This is a genomic window from Bacillus sp. V59.32b (assembly GCF_003429085.1).
Classification (GTDB): domain Bacteria; phylum Bacillota; class Bacilli; order Bacillales; family DSM-1321; genus Peribacillus.
Genome location: NZ_QVTC01000040.1, coordinates 1 through 18,438 on the forward strand (window position 1 = coordinate 1; position 18,438 = coordinate 18,438).

Annotated in this window: 19 protein-coding genes; 6 read left to right on the plus strand and 13 right to left on the minus strand. The window is 43.1% G+C overall.

What is annotated here, in order from left to right; genetic code table 11:
• From D0463_RS09745 to sat, 6 genes are all read left to right on the plus strand, one after another.
• Nucleotides 1–726: hypothetical protein (locus D0463_RS09745; RefSeq protein WP_216824893.1), on the plus strand; the 726-nt coding region annotated here is incomplete at its 5' end.
• Nucleotides 727–742: 16 nt separating this feature from the next.
• Nucleotides 743–1,096: a hypothetical protein gene (locus D0463_RS09750; RefSeq protein ID WP_117307217.1), complete on the plus strand. Its 354-nt coding sequence runs from the start codon at nucleotides 743–745 to the stop codon at nucleotides 1,094–1,096.
• 357 nt (nucleotides 1,097–1,453) lie between these two features.
• Complete coding sequence (locus D0463_RS09755) at nucleotides 1,454–1,771, plus strand: hypothetical protein (RefSeq protein WP_117307218.1); 318 nt, start codon at nucleotides 1,454–1,456, stop codon at nucleotides 1,769–1,771.
• 210 nt (nucleotides 1,772–1,981) lie between these two features.
• On the plus strand, nucleotides 1,982–2,953 hold the full coding sequence (locus D0463_RS09760; protein ID WP_117307219.1) for a CgeB family protein: 972 nt from the start codon (nucleotides 1,982–1,984) through the stop codon (nucleotides 2,951–2,953).
• Between the two features lie 229 nt (nucleotides 2,954–3,182).
• Nucleotides 3,183–3,785, plus strand: coding sequence for an adenylyl-sulfate kinase (cysC, locus tag D0463_RS09765; protein WP_117307220.1), 603 nt, complete (start codon nucleotides 3,183–3,185; stop codon nucleotides 3,783–3,785).
• Nucleotides 3,786–3,827: 42 nt separating this feature from the next.
• Complete coding sequence (gene sat, locus D0463_RS09770; RefSeq protein ID WP_117307221.1) at nucleotides 3,828–4,970, plus strand: sulfate adenylyltransferase; 1,143 nt, start codon at nucleotides 3,828–3,830, stop codon at nucleotides 4,968–4,970.
• A 156-nt stretch (nucleotides 4,971–5,126) separates the two neighbouring features.
• On the opposite strand, the gene D0463_RS19595 is transcribed toward sat, so the two are convergent.
• The 13 genes from D0463_RS19595 to rfbD form a co-directional block, all read right to left on the minus strand.
• Nucleotides 5,127–5,426 carry a hypothetical protein gene (locus D0463_RS19595; RefSeq protein ID WP_174234310.1) on the minus strand — a complete coding sequence of 100 codons (300 nt, stop codon included), beginning with the start codon at nucleotides 5,424–5,426 and terminating at the stop codon, nucleotides 5,127–5,129.
• Nucleotides 5,427–5,681: 255 nt separating this feature from the next.
• On the minus strand, nucleotides 5,682–6,482 hold the full coding sequence (locus D0463_RS09780) for a PHP domain-containing protein (RefSeq protein WP_117307223.1): 801 nt from the start codon (nucleotides 6,480–6,482) through the stop codon (nucleotides 5,682–5,684).
• A 72-nt stretch (nucleotides 6,483–6,554) separates the two neighbouring features.
• Nucleotides 6,555–7,838 carry a glycosyltransferase family 2 protein gene (locus tag D0463_RS09785; RefSeq protein ID WP_117307224.1) on the minus strand — a complete coding sequence of 428 codons (1,284 nt, stop codon included), beginning with the start codon at nucleotides 7,836–7,838 and terminating at the stop codon, nucleotides 6,555–6,557.
• A 52-nt stretch (nucleotides 7,839–7,890) separates the two neighbouring features.
• Nucleotides 7,891–8,604, minus strand: coding sequence for a sulfotransferase family 2 domain-containing protein (locus D0463_RS09790; protein WP_117307225.1), 714 nt, complete (start codon nucleotides 8,602–8,604; stop codon nucleotides 7,891–7,893).
• Nucleotides 8,605–8,619: 15 nt separating this feature from the next.
• Nucleotides 8,620–8,904: a hypothetical protein gene (locus D0463_RS09795; RefSeq protein ID WP_133299563.1), complete on the minus strand. Its 285-nt coding sequence runs from the start codon at nucleotides 8,902–8,904 to the stop codon at nucleotides 8,620–8,622.
• A 24-nt stretch (nucleotides 8,905–8,928) separates the two neighbouring features.
• Nucleotides 8,929–9,228 (minus strand): hypothetical protein, encoded by a 300-nt coding sequence (locus tag D0463_RS09800; RefSeq protein WP_117307227.1) that lies wholly within the window; start codon nucleotides 9,226–9,228, stop codon nucleotides 8,929–8,931.
• Nucleotides 9,229–9,318: 90 nt separating this feature from the next.
• Nucleotides 9,319–10,044, minus strand: a complete 726-nt coding sequence (locus tag D0463_RS09805) for a sulfotransferase family 2 domain-containing protein (RefSeq protein ID WP_117307228.1) — start codon at nucleotides 10,042–10,044, stop codon at nucleotides 9,319–9,321.
• A 16-nt stretch (nucleotides 10,045–10,060) separates the two neighbouring features.
• Nucleotides 10,061–10,798, minus strand: a complete 738-nt coding sequence (locus tag D0463_RS09810; RefSeq protein ID WP_160118398.1) for a sulfotransferase family 2 domain-containing protein — start codon at nucleotides 10,796–10,798, stop codon at nucleotides 10,061–10,063.
• An 83-nt stretch (nucleotides 10,799–10,881) separates the two neighbouring features.
• Nucleotides 10,882–12,939: a glycosyltransferase family 2 protein gene (locus tag D0463_RS09815; protein ID WP_160118399.1), complete on the minus strand. Its 2,058-nt coding sequence runs from the start codon at nucleotides 12,937–12,939 to the stop codon at nucleotides 10,882–10,884.
• A gap of 134 nt (nucleotides 12,940–13,073) precedes the next feature.
• On the minus strand, nucleotides 13,074–16,736 hold the full coding sequence (locus tag D0463_RS09820; protein WP_117307231.1) for a multicopper oxidase domain-containing protein: 3,663 nt from the start codon (nucleotides 16,734–16,736) through the stop codon (nucleotides 13,074–13,076).
• Between the two features lie 21 nt (nucleotides 16,737–16,757).
• Nucleotides 16,758–17,072 (minus strand): hypothetical protein, encoded by a 315-nt coding sequence (locus tag D0463_RS09825; RefSeq protein WP_254052760.1) that lies wholly within the window; start codon nucleotides 17,070–17,072, stop codon nucleotides 16,758–16,760.
• A gap of 23 nt (nucleotides 17,073–17,095) precedes the next feature.
• Entirely contained in the window at nucleotides 17,096–17,398 is a 303-nt protein-coding gene (locus D0463_RS09830) for a hypothetical protein (RefSeq protein WP_117307232.1), read from the minus strand.
• Nucleotides 17,399–17,561: 163 nt separating this feature from the next.
• The gene (gene rfbD / locus D0463_RS09835) at nucleotides 17,562–18,434 is read right to left on the minus strand and encodes a dTDP-4-dehydrorhamnose reductase (RefSeq protein ID WP_160118400.1); all 873 of its coding nucleotides are present in this window, start codon (nucleotides 18,432–18,434) and stop codon (nucleotides 17,562–17,564) included.
• Nucleotides 18,435–18,438: the final 4 nt, after the last annotated feature.

The following is an 18,438-nucleotide window of genomic DNA, read 5'->3' on the forward strand; positions in this document are numbered from 1 at the left end:
GATGCGGACAACGATGCTGACGCAGACGCTGATGCCGACGCGGACAATGACGCCGATGCGGACAACGATGCTGACGCAGACGCTGATGCCGACGCGGACAATGACGCCGATGCTGATGCCGATGCCGATGCGGACAATGACGCGGATTCTAATTCCGATGCCAATGCAAACAATGATGCGGATGCCAACTCTGACGCTAATGCTGACGCGGACAACGATGCCGATGCCAACTCTGACGCTAATGCCGACGCGGACAACGATGCCGATGCCAACTCTGACGCTAATGCTGACGCGGACAACGATGCCGATGCCAACTCTGACGCTAATGCCGACGCGGACAATGACGCTGATGCCAACTCTGATGCTACTGCAGATGCCGACAATGATGCAGACGCAAACTCCGACTCAAACGCAGAAGCGGACAATGAAGCGAACTCTGACGCTAATGCCGATGCGAACAATGATGCCCGTGCGGATGCCAATGCTGGTGGAAACACCTTTACAAACGGCCACAACACGATCATTAACTATAGCGATAACTCAAGTGCGGTATATGGCATGATGCTATCCACTCTAACAATGATGGAAATGTTCAGGGGACAGAATTCCAGAGGCAATGATGCGTTGATGTCCACTCTGACTGACATGCTTGGCTCATTGGTAGAAGGAGAAAACGATAACCGCAAGGCAATCCTTGATGCTATTAAATCCCTGAAAAAAGACTAACAATGGAGGAGGTTGTATGGCACGAACAAACCGATCTGTCTCAAGCTGTAAAATCCCCACAAAACATTCTGAAGACAATCTGTATGTAAAAATTAAAAATAATAACCAAAGGCTAAGCAGGCAAATCACCATTAATGTTTACGATCAGGATTCGGAAACGAAAGACTTATTGCCTGTATATGTAAATGATCAACTCACACATGCGGATACCTTGGAGCCCGGAGAAGAAAAACTCTATAGAATCGATGTTTCAAGCGTGGAGAAAAAAGTAACCTTTCAAATCATCCAGGAGATGGGCGGTTCAGGTGTTTCAGTAGTCAGCAAAAAAAGCAGCAAAAACCCTTCATCAGTAGAACTGCACATTAAATAGCAATCGTCCTATGAAAATCAATTTCTTTTGCCACGACTTCTCCTATCCAAGTTAAAAAGTCCGAAGATCTTATTCAAGTAGAAAGGGGCTGACGCCAAAAGTCACTTTATGTGCCCTTTTGGTTCAGTCCCTTTTTTGCATCATGCATCCAGAACCCTTTACAAGCTCCAAATCTTTATTGATCTCATTTTACCGCAAACTCATTACGATAATTTTTATTATCTAGGATGAATGCCCGTTTTTGCAGAAATAGTTACACGTCCAATTCAGAAAGACTTTAACATAATATAGTGTAAAAGAAGCTCATGATTTTAGCATCGAGTGCTTGTGTCTTATTCTAAAAGGAGGATAGCATAAATGAGCAGCGAATTTGAAGACAGCAATAATAAAAAATCTTCAAACGCTATAGCCGGCGTATGTCAGATTTTACATCAACTCGTTAAGCAAAACAGGAAACCTGAATTACTCATTGTGAACAAAAATACCCTTTCCCCTTTATCCCTTGATGGTACAGGGAATCCGACGGTGTTTAGCTTGGAGAAATATGATCCGGAAACATTCTGTTTTATTTTTTCATATGAAGACGAGATGAACGGGACCACACCCTTTGAATCCGTAACAGGCACATATATTACAGATTGCGATTCCATTGCTGGAATAATAAAAGTCGGGTAGCGCACATATGCAGGTGCCTGGTAAAGAATCTTTTCTTCATGTAAAACTGCTATCGTCCTTTAATATAAGAGAAGAATACGTCATACATGTTACAGGCTGTACCAAAGAGGAGCAGCCTTTTTCTTATGCCTCCACGTATCGTTCTTCCACAAACGTACATACAATGATCGTATCCCATTCAAATCAGCTGAGCAGAGGTCGATTGATCGTATGAGAATATTATTTATCCCATCTGGTTATCAAAGAATTTATGATTATTTTGATCAATGTATTTTTAATGGGCTTAAAAAATTTCCGGGCATAGATGTTGATTTTTTTTCACCATTGCATGACTTTCCTGCTCTTCAATGGAAGTGCAACCAGTTTAAGCCCGATATGGTTATAACGCTGCTGGGAGATCACCTGGCGAAGGAAACACTGAAATGGATAAAGCATCAAAGTTTCCGGTCAGTCCTCTGGCTGACTGAAGATCCGTATTATACTGACCGGTCTATTGCGAAGATCCCTTTTTTTCATACAGTTTATTCGATTGACAGGGGTGCGGTCGACTATTATAAAAGCTTGGATTACAAGCATGTCCATCAACTTTCCCTTGGTACCGATCCAGAAATATTCGCCCCTGCACGCAGGAGGGAACATGAAACTGACGTCTGTCTTGTCGGTTATCCATATCCAGATCGGATCCGATTGATCATGCTGCTTTTAAAAGAAACACCCTTTCGGATCCAGGTCATCGGGAATAAGTGGCAAAGAAACCTGCTCCACAAAGTAAGGAACACAGACTTTGCTTTACTAAACCGCTGGGTGCCTCCACGTCAAGCAGCTTATTTCTACTCACGCGCAAAAATCGTACTTAATACACATCGTCCTTTTGACGAAAGCACAAATGAAAACAGTGCAGGCATAAAGAATAACAGCCTGAATAATCGCAGCTTCGACATCGCTGCCTGCGGTTCCTTTCAACTGACAGGATATATCAAGGATTTGCCTGATCATTTTGAAGAACAAGAGGAAATCGTGTCATTTCGTACAGATGAAGAATTAATGGACCAGTTGCATTATTATCTTTCCAATCATCAGGAACGGCAACAAATAGCCGATAACGCAAGGAAAAAGGTCTTGGACCGGCATACATTTCATCACCGGCTAGAAAAGATACTTTTTGGCAACACGGACGACTGAAAAGCGTATCGGCTTCTTCAGTCTTTTTATTATTAATAGGCATAATAGAATCGATCGGCCAGCTTATCGTGCAACGGAAACATGCTGCCGTTAGGTGGGACAACCGTGGATATTCGTAACAACCTGAAGTAAACAAGCATAAATTAATAGATATAGTAGTGATATTTACAGCAAGCATTCATGAAATGGGTGAACGCATCTAACGTTACCAAAAGAAGGAGGCATAATAATGGGTCGGCATGAGCCCAATGAAAATATTGTTTGGCATAAAAATGCTGTTTCAAAGGCTGACAGGCAATTGCTCAATCAGCATAAAAGCATGATCATCTGGTTTACGGGACTATCAGGATCCGGAAAATCAACCCTTGCCAACGAATTGGAAAAAACTTTGCACAACCAGGGGGTTCGCACGTATTTATTGGATGGTGACAATCTGCGGTACGGCATCAACAAAAACCTTGGTTTCAGTTCGGAAGACCGGAAGGAAAATATCAGGAGGATCGCCGAGGTTGGGAAATTGTTTGTCGATGCAGGAGTCGTTGTTCTTGCAGCAGCTATTTCTCCTTTTGAAACGGACAGAAAAGCGGCCAGGGACCTGTTTGAAACCGGGGAATTTATTGAGGTATACGTTAAATGCTCGATAGCTGAATGTGAAAGCCGGGATCCAAAGGGGTTATATAAAAAAGCAAGAGCAGGTGAAATCAAAAATTTTACAGGGATATCCCAGAACTATGAAGAACCGCGCAACCCGGAAATTGTTCTTGACACGTCCAAGCAGACGTTAGACGAGACGTTGGGCCAATTGACGGCATACGTTACAAAGAGGCTTTAATCCAGCCATGATAATGATGATAAACTAAGGAGCGAAGGATATTTGGATACAATTCAACCACATGGAGGAATTCTGGTTAACCTAATGAATATCGGTGCTGACCATTCTTCTCTTACCCTTCAGGCAGAACTGGACAAGATGGCTCTATCCGACCTGGAACTGATTGCAAGCGGCGCTTACAGCCCCTTATCCGGATTTCTTGGAAAGAAAGATTATGAGTCTGTTATCTCCAAAATGAGGCTCGCTAACGGACTGATTTGGAGCATCCCCATCACACTTCCAGTTAGCGAGGAACAGGCGGCATTGCTTGAGACAGGGAAAAAAATCAAACTGGTTCACGGCGGCGTTGTTTATGGAATTCTTGATCTTCAAGAAATGCATCAGCCTGATAAACATGTTGAAGCACAGCAGGTCTATCAGACAACCGATCCAGCACATCCGGGAGTAAGAAAGTTGTTTGACAGGCCTCCCGTCTATTTGGCAGGGCCGGTCGAACTCATTAAACGGCCTGACAAACCCCATGCTGAATCATTTTATTTGGACCCTGCCGAAACAAGAAAAGAATTTCAAAACCGGGGCTGGCAAACAGTGGTCGGTTTCCAAACGAGAAACCCGGTTCACCGTGCCCATGAGTATATTCAAAAGTGCGCCCTGGAAATTGTTGATGGTTTGTTTCTAAACCCGTTAGTCGGAGAAACCAAATCTGATGATATCCCGGCTGACGTAAGGATGGAAAGCTACCAGGTATTACTGGATAAGTATTATCCAAGGGATCGTGTAGCATTGGCCGTATTCCCTGCCGCCATGAGGTACGCCGGCCCGAAGGAAGCGATTTTCCATGCCCTGGTGCGGAAAAATTTTGGCTGTTCCCATTTTATCGTTGGCCGGGACCATGCCGGTGTAGGAAACTATTATGGAACATATGATGCGCAAAAAATATTCGATCATTTTTCTGCAAGTGAGCTTGGAATTACTCCATTATTTTTTGAACACAGTTTCTATTGCAAAAGCTGCGGCAACATGGCTTCCACAAAAACCTGTCCGCATGATTCGAGCGACCATCTTCTCCTGTCAGGAACCAAGGTGCGGGAAATGCTGCGAAATGGCCAGGTTCCGCCTCCGGAATTCAGCCGTCCTGAAGTCGTCGAAATCCTGATAAGAGAGACAGGAAATACTACAGAATGAATATGTACAGCGCAAGCTTCGGAGGGATGAATCCTTCAATTGCTTGCGTTTTTTTATATCGATTAATGCCGGGAATACAAAAAGGCGGTCGTTATGTATTTAACTTCCGCCTTCCAGTAAAATAGCGTTATTCATTGTTATTTTACTCGCGATGATTTACTTTTTCTTTTTCTTTTTTTTCTTTCCTTTTTTCTTTTTGTTCTTCTTTTTTTCTTGTTCTTGCTCTGCTTCTTCCTCTTCTTCCTCTTCTTCTTCCTCTTCTTCTTCCTCTTCTTCATCTTGCTCTTCTTCCTCTTGCTCTTCCTGCTCTTTTTCTTCCTCTTTTTCTTCCTTCTTTTCTTTTCTTTCTTTTTTCTTTTCTTCTCTTTCCCTTCTTGCTTCTTCCCTTTTTTCGTGTCTTTCCTTTTTCTCTTCTTCACGCTTCTCGCGCTTTTCTTGCTTATCTTCGTTTGCCATGCATCAATCCCCCTTTCATTGTTTGATAACATAATATATTCAAAAATGAAATGAAGGATTGTACTTTGATGGAAATTGATAAAAATTTTTATTTAATGACCCGCCTGGAATTAGGATAAATCCACTGGTATGATACAGTGAAGCTACCGAGGAAGCCGGGAAAGCGTTTAACTTAGCCGCACGGCTTCTCTATCGCTTTAACAGGCCATTTTCGGTTTTGCACAAACTGAGTTCACTCAGACTGATGTCTGCCTTTTAAGCTTGCATGCTGAAGCCAAACACCCCCAGCTGATGCTGATCATTATGAAAATCCGAGCCCCCCGTCATGATTAATCCAAATTGTCCGGCGAGAGCCTCGTAACGTTTGTTATCTGCTTTATTCTGCTTTCGGTGCCATACCTCAATTCCATCGAATGGGAACTGCAATAGCTTCAACACCAGCTTATCGTCTCCTAAGAGCACCGGATGCGCCAATACAGCGATTCCACCGGCTTCTTTGATTAACTGAATCCCTTCTTCCGGTGTAATGACCATTTTATCGACTGCACAAGGTCTTCCATCTGCCAGATAAAGGTCAAATACCATTTGGGAATCCTTTACATACCCCTTTTCAACGACCGCTTTGGCGATATGAGGCCTGGAAATGACATCACCCTGGCTGTATTTATTCACATCATCTAATGATATCGGCATACCTAAATCCGTAAATTTTTTGATAATCCGTGTTGCGCGATCTTCCCTTTCGCTTCGCATTTCTTTAAGAATCTGTTCCAATTTGGCAGTTGAAGCAAGATTGTATCCGAGAATATCAACGGTTTTTCCTCTGAATTTCGTGCTTAATTCAATGCCTCTAATGACATTAATTCCAAGCTTTTTTCCCGTGTCGAGTGCCGCTTCAAGTCCCGCCATCGTGTCGTGGTCTGTTATCGCAATCGTTTGCAGGCCGGCATCATATGCCTTTTCCACAACGTCCTCAGGAGTATAATCGCCGTCAGAGGCGGTCGTATGCATATGCAAATCAAATTTTCCATCTTGCACTATTTTTTTAAAATCCATCCGTTAAAGCTCCTTTCCTGATCGTGCTTTATTTAGTTTAAAAAGGCTGCCGGAGCCAGCCCGGCAGCCTTGCTATTTATTTTTATCCCTTTTCCAAATGAACGGCTCTCCCTGCCTGAAAGCAGAAAATAGCGGATCGTCGATTTTCACGGCCCGTTTAATCGAGAAGCCAAGCCGGCAACGAACGTTTCGATCAATGCGATGGAGGCAATTGTTAAAACTAAGATAAAACGCTGAGCCATGGATAAAAAGGATTCTGTCAGGCAGCATCATGTCAGTTGAAAGATAAGAAGCTATCGGGCTGCCATCCCGGAACTGGCTTAATAAAGAATCCGGGACAAAGATTTGTTGAATCGCAGAAAATTTAAATCTATGAAAAGCAGCTTTATTCAATATGAGCCTTTTCTCGTTGTTTTGTATATAGTAAGTGTCAGCTTTTTTTTTTGATCTGACCAGCCGTAAATTTGGAAACAGGCTGGCGTTGCTGAAAACTTCCTGGTCGATGGCAGTTCCCTCATTGTACTTAAACAGGAGCGGATCATGTACATCAATTCGTTTCTGTAAATTCAATTTTAATGCCCTGCACGTTGCATCGTCAATTTTCCTTCGCTGTTGATTATCGATTAAAAAAGTCACGCCTATTGTACTCTTAATTAACGTACCGTCAGGAAGGGTTTCTGGCAGAAAGGCATTCAGCGATTGGAATGAATGAGGCCCTTTAATACTTATGTCCAAGACTTTATCGATCGGGTGAAAACATTGAAATTCGTTTAATCGCTTCCAAAAGGCCGCATCGCCATCATGCCAGCAGTCTGGATGGTCATCCCAGTAGCTTCCGTACTTGTTGTAGACAATTTCAGCATTTGTTTTGCGGTGCATAACGGAACAATGATCAACGAGTTTGGCTGCCTCGCATAAAATGCCTCTGGTGTCGCGTGTATATTCCGAAATTACATGAAGGAACCGGTTAACGTGCTTTACCTTTTGTTTGGAGTAAACAATATCAATGTCAGGATTCCGTTCTAAATAGTTCACCATTGTTTCCAAGCGGTCTGGCAAATAAATCGTATCATCGGTTAAATAACAAAGATATGCTCCCTTTGCCATCGGAATGGCTTCGTTTATTAAGGTCGCATATCTTGTCGTCTTGCAGCGGTCTTCCTCTGCAACATGGCTATTGTGATAAACAATTCTTGAATCGGATAAAAATGGCTGGATCGCTGCTTTAGTTTCTTGGTTGGAACCATCATCCATAATATATAGTTCCCAATTGTCATAAGACTGGTCAAGAACACTTTGGATCGCCCAGCCGACCGTATCCGGTTTATTATAACTTGTCATGATGATCGATACCATAGGTGTAATGACGGCCACCTTCTTTCAGGCAACAGTGTGCATTCTTTATCAATTACTTGATTTTTGCGATATATTCTTCAAGATCTTGTCTGGATGAAGCATCAAGAGATTGGATTCTTTGTTCAAAAAGGCCTGTCGCGAAGTGATATAGCTCCAAATCCATTTGATTATGCTCCTTGATCAGTGTAGTGATTTCTTCCGGTAGCTGGATGTTGTCTGTTTGCTGTTTTGTAAATTTCTGCTTCTTATATATCTGCTTCGTCCATCCAAATTCGTTTTTTATTAAAAACAAAGACTCATCAAAACGTTCAGTGAGGCCCACAAACGAGAAATCTTGCAACAGGTGTTTTTTTGCCGTTTCCAAGTCCGGCTTTCCCCCTGTGATCAAACGCGTTTGAAAATCAGCAGTTTTAGAGCGAAACTCATCAAGATAGGCTTTGAAATCCATGTTTTTAGCACGATCATGCTTGCCATGACTCGGTCTGTTCTTAAGATAATGATAGAAAGAAACAACCCGGTCAACAGGGTCGCTCAGCATGGTAATATAGGTGTAAGGTTTGGAAAAAAGTTCATGGATACCATAATTGAAATGGCCCCCAATACAGCTTAACCCTTGTATCATATCCTGATTTAGCTCTCTTAATCTTGGTTCATTTCCAAACCATGTCTGATCTATCGGATATTGCTTTTTTATCAAGCTGGTAAGGGAAGATCCAGCCATTTTTTGAGGGTTTAAAAAAATCAGCAGTCGATCCTGTTCATTCATTATCAGCAGCTTCCTTTAAGATCTTTTTTTAAAATACTCGGGTACCCCTGTTTTCCATTCATCATATATTCTTGGGTCGATCCGTTCGACATGATCCAAAAATTCATCAAGCAGGTTCAACCTTTTAAATCTCTGCAGCAATCTTGTTGGATATGGGGATTCTTTAATATAGGAATTCGAATGGTCAATGATTCTCATCCTGCGGCCTTTTCTGGAAAAGACGACATGCCGTGGAATGACGTCCAGTCTGGTGAATTTCAATCTCTTTAGTTCGTCGAGCATTTCGAGCAATCTTTTCACCAGCATTTCCGTGATATGACCTTTTTACATTAAATCTTCCAGTGACGGACCATCGACATACTCCATTACAATGTAATTGTCTCCCACCTCAAAAATTCTTGGCATAAGGTACGAATCCTGCCCTTGTCTCATGGCATCCGCTTCTTTTTTAGCCGCATTCATGCCAGAAAATATTTTTACACATCTTCTTCGCGATAATTTGAATACAGCCCCCTGAACACCTTTACCGATTAATGGATAATTAGTGGGATTTTCCACTTCTACGCCGTGCTCCCCTTTAGTAACGTTAATTTTCCGGAAGTCTTGCCCATATTTTTCTTTCATGCTTTTTCCTCCTTATAAACTTCATAAACCATGGGATATCTTATGAAGAATCCAGAAAGCGGGAAGTGTTAAAGCCTATGCAACCTTCCTTCAATTTTGGATATTCATATAATTCTTTAATTCTCGCTTCGATCTAAAGTCTAATTGGTCGATTTTTTCCAGCAGCAATTTTTTTGAAAAATCATAAAGTTTCAAGTCCAATTCATTTCTTATTTCAAGTTCGGCTACCACATTTTTTGGAAGCTTCTCGATGGATGGGCGTTTTTTCGTAACATTGACTTTTTGGTAGGTGATGTCATCCCAGCCGAACGCCTTTTTCATTAAAAAAAGGGATTCATCGAACATTTCCGAAAGACCGACAATCGCAAAGTCATTTTTAATATTCTCTTTTGCTGCCTCCAAGTTTGGGGATTTTATATTGCCTGAAATCCTGCGGGTATGCTGATTCGATGATTTCAGGGGAAATTCCTGAATAAAATCCATTAAATCCATTGTGACGACTGCCGGATACGCTTTATGGTGGGGCCTTTCCAAAATATAATAGTATTCCGATACGACACGATCTATTGGATCCCGAAGCATCGTGAAATACGTATAGGGCTTGTGAAAATGTTGATGGAGCCCATACCAGCAATGGCCTCCAACACACTTTAGATCCTTTTTCTTCAGTTTCTGTTCCAATTTTGGCAGCATATCCTTTTCCATATGAAACCACACCTCACGAGGATCATACTGCTTCTGAATGATATTTTTCATTGTCGTACCGCCGGTTTTCGGGATATGCATATAGATTAATAGTTTTTCATCGTTTTTCATTATCGATTCACAACCCTTATTTCAACTGTTTATTTTTAAAAGCCTTGAATTCCAGTTTTGATACGAAATCAAGCGCCTGCATGTTTTCATTTAATAACCGTTTTGAATAGTCATATAAATCATAATCCAAACGGTTTTTTTCCATGATGATTTCTATTATTCCCCTGGGAAATTCACTTTGTTTCGGGCGGCCCGCTGTTACGTTGGAGCTCGCATAATCTATATTCCTCCAGCCTAAATACTTCTTCATGAGAAAGATTGATTCATCGAACATTTCTGTCAATCCTACAACTGAATAGTATTCGTGCAAATGTTCCTTTGCTTTTTCCAAGTCAGGCTTTTTTTCACCGGATAAAAACCGTGTTTGGTGATTGACCATTGGTGAACGTTCATTTTTCGCTTCGTCGATGATAAAATCGGAGAAACTCATCGTTTTCACTTTTTCATGCATGCGGTTATTCGGGCTTCTTAATGCAAAGTAATAAGTGGAAATGATCCTTTCCACAGGATCACGCAGCATTGTTAAATAGGAAAAAGGTTTATTGAAGCGGCGGTGAACGCCGAATCTGCAATGCCCGTATAACACTTCTGCCCTTTCCACTTCTTCTTCCGACAGCTTATCTAACTGGGGAAACCTGATGATATTCCGCTTGTCATATTGATTGTCGATTATCTGCCGGATCGTCGTTCCTGCCGTCTTCGGAATATGGCTGAATATTAACAGCTCCCCTGGATTGCCGTAATTTCCTTTCATCCTGGCACCTGCCTCTTTTGTAGTACTATAGCTTATGGACAAAATAACGGTATTGTCATAGACATTTTTGCTATTTACATCCATTAAATTGTAATGGGAAACTCACCCTTCAGCCTAATGGCCTTTTTCTCATCGGGTATAAAGGCATAGGCATACAAAATATGTTTGCCTTCTGGCAAGAGAGAGGTATCACACACGGTCCACCATCCAGATTCCAGAAAGCTCTCATCATTAAACTTGGCTGAGATATCTTTTCGTTCGCGATTTACTTTTGTATGCGCCACTACCAGATCGTCCTGGTTGGCGACAAATACTTGCATTCTTGAAGATTTTTTTGATTGGTTAATAGCCCAGCCGAACAGCTCCAATTTGCCTCCGTTATGGGTACCATTTATCCGGCCAAGTATGGTTTCATCAGAGTCTATTACTTTTCCGGCTAATTCGTTTAGTTCCATCAAACGATTCAGCCTGTACTCCACTTCAAAATTACCGCTGCTTAAATCAAGATTTCTGTTGTAAAACGGGTCTTCTTCGATGATATTCCGCCATCTGCCTTTGAGAATGGCCGCTTCCTTCTGGCTGATCGATCGCCTTTTGGCATCATTGCTTTGGCCGCGGCTTTTTGATTCATGATGAAGCAGTACAACCTGTGGCAGGAGCACATTGAAATACCCTTTATCCAATAATCTCAGGCAAAAATCCACATCATTGAATTCAATCGCTAAGTTCTCGTCCATTCCCCCGATTGCTTCATAAAGTGATTTTTTGACCATTAAACAAGCGCCAGTCACGGCCGAAAAATTTGAAACAGCTAAAAGCCTGTTGAAATAGCCGGAAAAGTCATGTGGCTTTCCTTTATAGCAATGATCGCTTACGCCGTGTATGCCCATGATCACACCCGCATGCTGGATCGTTTTGTCCGGGTAAAGCAATTTCACCCCCACGGCGCCAATATCCCGCCGCATTGCCTGGCCTGCCATTTCCTGCAGCCAATCTGGAGATAGTATTTCAATATCGTTGTTTAATAGAAGAATTAATTCTCCTTTTGCTTGTTTCACTGCCTGGTTATTGATTGTCGACCAATTATAGGGAATATCCATTTTTACGATACTCATTTTTTTGCCTTGGGATGCTTTCCATTTTTCAAAAACTGCAAACGTTTCCTCCTCTACACTCCCGTTATCGACAACAATAATTTCAAAATTGGAGTAAGTTGTCTGGTCAAAAATAGATTGTAAACACGTATCTAGTAAATCTGCCTTATCTCGTGTGGGGATAATAATAGATATCATTGGATTAGTTTTCGTTTGATAATGAACGAGGAAAGTTTGGGAAGATTTCTGGATCTTCTTCACGGTCGCTGTTTCCTGCCTTCTCGTAAGGGCTTCTTCAACAGCTTTTATCGATTGCGGGATTAGAAGCTTTTGCTTAAGCTTTTTCGAAAAAGATGCTTCCCGTTTGTGATATAAAATCTTCGGAATGTGATAGATTTTATCTGATACTTCGCTGAGCCGGAGTGCCAGTTCACTGTTCTCGATTCCTTTGTATTGTTTGTGGAAGCCGTTAATCTTGCGTACAGCTGCTGTTTTATATACGCATAGATTCAGGCTGTATCTTTGCGCCAAAAACGTATCCGGGGACCATCCAGGCTTAAAAAATGGGGAATGCCTTTTTCCTTCATTATTGATTTGGTCTTCATCACTGTAAATGAGAGCTGCATCCCGGTGCTTATTTATTATTGCTGCATTCTCGAATAGGGCATGTTCACTTAATATATCTCCCGGCTCCAACAACGCCATATAATCGCCAGCTGCTTCTTCCAGTGCGGCATTTTTTAATTCAGCGCTGTTTTCTTTCCGTACCGTGTGAATTTTGAGCCTGGAGTCTTTTATGAATTCTTTGATTGCGTTAATCATACTGTTCTTGCTTGAAATGACGAGAATTACCTCAAAATCTGTATACAGCTGTTTAAGTACGGATTGAAGGGATCTTTTCACTTCCTCAATACTTTCTTTTTGCACGACTGTAATGATTGAAAATAAAGGCCTTGCCTTTAATTGTGAAATACGGGTACGAATATCTTCTTTTTGCTGGTTCGTTAAGGTATTATACTTTAGCCAGAGCTCATAATCTTCAGACACATTTCTTTGCCTCCCAAAATAACTTTTCTTCAATACACTATCTATCATATGAAACAAAACAGACTGTCGTTAAACCGCAACAGCCTGTTTTTTGCTTAGAAAAACTAATGGCACTAAATTTTCGTTTGCAACACCTACTGATCCTTCTCCTGCTGATTTTTCAGCATTGCCAATTCATCCTGTTTCTTATCAAGCACCCTCATAATACCCCAGAGTCCCAATTCAATGTCCCAGCGGATATTGCCGGACCGGTACAGATAATCTCCGGGTATGTTCGCGCCGCCTACAATCGGTAAATCATCAGACGTTCCCACCGTATTCTGTCCCTTAACCGATATGATGCTTGAATTAACATCTTCCGGGCTTCTTAACCAGCTATGGCCATGGATTGCAAACGTATGGGCGCGGGCGCGTTCGGCCGGAAAGACAAAGCGGAACGTGACCGGGTCACCCGGATAAGCAAGAAATACCGGTGTCGCAGGGTCTTTATGAACTTTTGAACTAAACACGCTTGAAATGGCGTCAAACTTCTTCACTCGATTGCTGAATCGTTCGTTGCGGTAATTAAACCCTCTCGAACCCTGATCTTCAGGATCTGCTTCTTCTTCCTCAGGCTCGACAAGCAACGGCTCCGGATCAATGATCAACCTTCCGTCTTTATCTTCCAATCGGACTCCATCGTGCATGATAAGAACAAAGTCACGGAACTCTCCGAGAAGCGGATGGGAAATGATTAACTGGCTGAGCGACTTAAAAGTAGTATCTGAAACAGAATGGACTTCTTTTCGCGTCACCGGGTCCAAATGCCTTGATCCCTTCGGCTCGGCGATAAGGATGCCAAATGCCCCGTGGTGGCGATGGTTTCGGACATCTGCCATATCCCACAAATTACAGGAGCCCACTGCATGGTCCACATGCCAGCGATACGTGATCTTTTCACCCGGCCCTACGGTTTGGTCAGGATTAAAACCGACTGTCGCTCCATCTGAACCTTGAACCACATAATTTAATAGCTGCGCATGCAATGAAATTCGATCTGATGGTGGAAAGTCAGCGTTGACAGGTACTTCAGGATAACCATGCCTCCCGTTATGGTGATCCTCTTCATCAAGCATATTATGAAGGGTAACCTCGACGCATTCCCCAACATTCGCTCTCAAAATAAGCGGCTCCGGGTTCCAGCCCTTTTTAAGCAGTTTTAAATCTTCCTTAAGAATAAACACGATTCCAAAAGGATCGTTATCTCCATACTCATTGTAGACTATGGTTGTCCTTACGGCGGCGACGTCAAACTTGCGGACCGGTACATCCGACGGACAAGGATCACCGGGATTCTTCGCAGATTTTGGCACTTTTTCAGTCTGGATTGGAAGCGATTTCTTTCTTTTCTCAGGAGGACCCCGATCTGGCAATGGAATCAGATGGTCTGCCTGTTCCTTAAACGAACGCATCAAGCCCCAGTTTCCCAGCCATACATCATCTATCGCTCCATAATGCCAGAGCATATCAAAATCCCCATCGCCTTCCACGCTAAATTCCGCTGTAAAATGCTCAGAGAGTCCGATATGCTGCTGCTGCACAAGTTCAGAATTCAGGTCGCGCCGCTCCCGGTGCCAACGCTGGCGATGCAAATTGAAACTATGTGATTCTTCGTGAGCTCCCTGAAACAGGCGGATGCGGACCGGGTCGCCGTTATAGGTTTCCAGCAGCGGTGTGACCGGGTCACCGTTGACAAAGGAACTGAATACATATGCCGGGTCTTCGTCCGGCGCCTGCAAACGAAACTGTAATGGTTCATTGCGGTAATTGACGCCCATTACTCCCGGATCATCCGGCGCACTCGGAAATGGCGGTTCATTAAGAGGGCGTCCATTTCTATCAAACAAAAAGGCAAAATCATGTACAAACAAACTGAATTCCCTAAAATCCGGGATTAACGGGTGAACGATTGTCGCCTGAGTGCCGGATTGAATCGCTTCTCCAGTAAAAGAATCAAGGAATTTGGATCCCCTCGCTTGTATATTTGTTCCCGCAAACAATCCATGCTGCTGGTGCGAGTTGGCAAATAAATGGTCGTGCCAGAATACCCCTCTTAATTCCACGTCTGCGAACCATTGATAGTGGATCGTCTGGCCCGGAAGCACAGATGAATCATAGTTCCAGCCGATATTTGCTCCATCGGAAACAATCGGGTCAAATTTGACGAAGTGTACATGCATGCCGCACTCATATGTCCGTTCAATCAGCTGGAAAGCATTGCCCCCTATCGTTTCAGGAAGCTTGTTCGTGAATTTCAGCCTGATACAATCCCCCGCATTAGCACGAAAGACGAGCGGTTCCGGTTTTTTACGGCCGGCAAGTACTGCTTCTTCATCCTCGGCCAGGACAAATATCCGCCCTTCAGGATCATGCCACCCTTCATTGTTATAAACAATGGGAAGCTGGATGGCCACAACATTGAATTCAACATCCCGGTGAATACCATCAATACAAGGATTGACGAATACAGCACCCGGACGGGCATTTGGGGCGAACTGGTTTTCTTCCAGCTCGGTCGGTTGCCGGTCATTTTCAATCCCAAGCGGAGGACGCGGAGCTTTAAATCCTGGTTTACCAGGAATAAAGTTTGGAAAGCCTGGCATTGCAGGAGTGGGAGCAGGCGGCGGAGACCGGTCCGGAAGAGGCTGGAGTGCTTGAATCGGTACACCGTTGGGATAGGACTGGCTGCCATCCTGCAACGTATTAAATATTCTTTGCATTCCCCACATCCCTTCCCCGAAATGGGGATAAAGATGGCAGTGAATAATAACATCACCAAAAGCTTCCTGCAGGCTTCCGGCACCGTATAAAGGCGATACCGTATATGTGTTTTGCGGGCTTATCGCCTGGGAGTCAATGATCTCCGAGTCCGCATCCTCCGGTTCAAATAACCATTGATGAAGGTGGTAATGAAACACATGGGTTTCCTGTATTCCCCCATGAATGAGCCTTATTTTAATAGGATCTCCTACGTATGCTTTCAAGATAGGCGTAGCCGGATCCCCAAATACCCAGGAATCGTGATTCACTTCTTCTCCTTCACATTCAGGACAAACAACCCCTTCTTCAATCAGCCTCAACCGATTGCGCATCGGTTCAGACCGGTAATTCATGGAGTGGGTTGCTTCCGGCATCAGCGTATGCGGGCTGATCGGCGTCTCGCCGGTCAAGTCCTTCACTTCCATTTCATCATGAAAATACCAGGCATACTCCCGGTATGAGGGAAGCAGCGGATGGTGAATATCAGCATAAATTCCACTGTTAAGCGGTTTTCCTGACTCCGGATCTGTCCACCATGATCCTTTTGGTTCGACAATTAACGCTCCCCACAGCCCATGCACGTTCGAGCCGCTTTCACTTGATAACGTATTGCCTAAATCAGAGAAATAATAAATCCCTTCCCTATCAACATGCCATTCATAGATGATTTGCCCGTTAGGAGGAACAGTGGAATCTTTATTAAACCCGGCAAGAGCACCGTCAGACGTTTGGACATCATATTCTGCCTGCTGGATGTGAATGGACGTATCGAACGGGAGCTTGTTTTCATACACTATTTGAATTTCGTCGCCGACATTCGCCCTGATCGTTAATGGCTGCACGAGATCGACTGGTGTAAACGGGTTTTTCGCAACGAGGTCTTTTATCTTTGATTCATTTTCCTTTAATACATACATCATGCCATTCGGATCGTGGTCACCAAAATTATTGATAACGATCCGGATTGGAATGGCAATGATATGAAACTCCCTTTTCAAATATTATCCTCCTTTCTTCGTTTAATCTTCATTAAAGCTTGGAATTGGATTGCCTTCCTCTTCAATATGAAACACATCGATATCATCGATATGAATCCTGATTCTTTGCCCTTCAATCTCTTGAATGTGTGTCGTTTCGATCTTTATGATGACAAAATCACTTTTCACGTTCATAATTTCTCCGATGATCAAAAACGGAAAGAAAGGCGTCATAACCAGTACCCTTTTGCCTGTAGCGTCTTCAAAGGTTCGAGATAATACAGCCTGGCGTATATCATTGATCGCCATGCCCTTATCGGCCAGTTCCCGTGCTGTTTCATGTAAATGGTCAGACAATGCAAATCACCTCCATGTCTAATTTATGGAATTGGAAATCGTCTGTCGCTTTTAAACGGCACAAAGTTAGAAATACTTTCGATTGGTACTGTAAGTGGTGTCGGAAAGCGGTGAAACGGGGCATTATTCATTTTGATGATGACCGGATCGAGCGTAATCCATCCGTCTGTTACCGTTTTAACAGTACCAGTGAAAATCCCTCTAAAAGTTTGACCGAGGAGGTTAAGCTGAGTTGATGTGGTGGTCAACAAGATTTCCCGCCCTATCATATCTGCAAACAACTGATTTTCCGGTAGAACTTCAGAACTGTCATTTTTATTTCCCATGGCGCTCACCTCTTATGGTTGCTAAATTAAAACAAAGTTCTTCTTCCATAGTTTATGATTGCTGAGCCCGATTGCCTGGATTTTTTCCCAGTTTATGCGGAAAAATATTCAGGCTGAGGCAGTAAAAACAGGGGTATCACCGAACCTGGCGATACCCCTGTTTTTATGATAGATGCCCCTTGAGTTTTAAATAATCCGTTAACGAATCTTGCCAATCCGGCATTTGATGGATTCTGTTTAACTTTGAATTATCGAGTACGCTGTATAGCGGACGGTTGGCTTTTGTCTGGTAACTCGTATGGGGGACCGGTATTAAGTCGACATCGGCATTGATCTCCTTGAAAATTTCAGCTGCAAAATCATGCCAGCTGCACTCTCCTTCACCGGAACAGTGATAGACCCCATATGAATCGATTTCCTGTTCAATGAAGGTGTGTATCGCCTTTGCAATATCAAGCGTATGAGTTGGCGACATTACCTGGTCATCTATTACGCGAATCGTTTTTCCTTGCTTCGCGAGATTGATCATCGTTTCGACAAAGTTACCGCCCTTGCCGCTGGCGCCCGCCTTGCCGAATAAGGACGAAACCCGAAAAATAAAATACCCGTCGTGATATGCCTTAATGAAATGTTCCCCTGACAGCTTCGAATTCCCGTAAACACTTAACGGATTTGGCTGATCGTCCTCGCGGTACGGCCGGTTGCCCTTCCCATCGAAAAGATAATCGGTTGTGATATGAAATAAAGTCTTATGATGAGCATTACAGTATTTTGCAATCTCTAACACTGCCAAGCTATTAACCGCAAACGACTTCTCAGGAAAATCTTCGCACTCGTCCGTTTTATGGTATGACGTACAGTTGATCAGGATATCAAAATCGTTAACATGGCCAAGAAAGGAAGCGATGTCATCATTTTCAACATCCAGCTGGCTCCGGTATACAGGCACGATCTCGTATTGGCTGGATAAAGAGAAAACCTTCTGGATATCGGTTCCGAGCTGCCCGTTTGCTCCTAGCAAAAGAATCCTTTTCAAATAA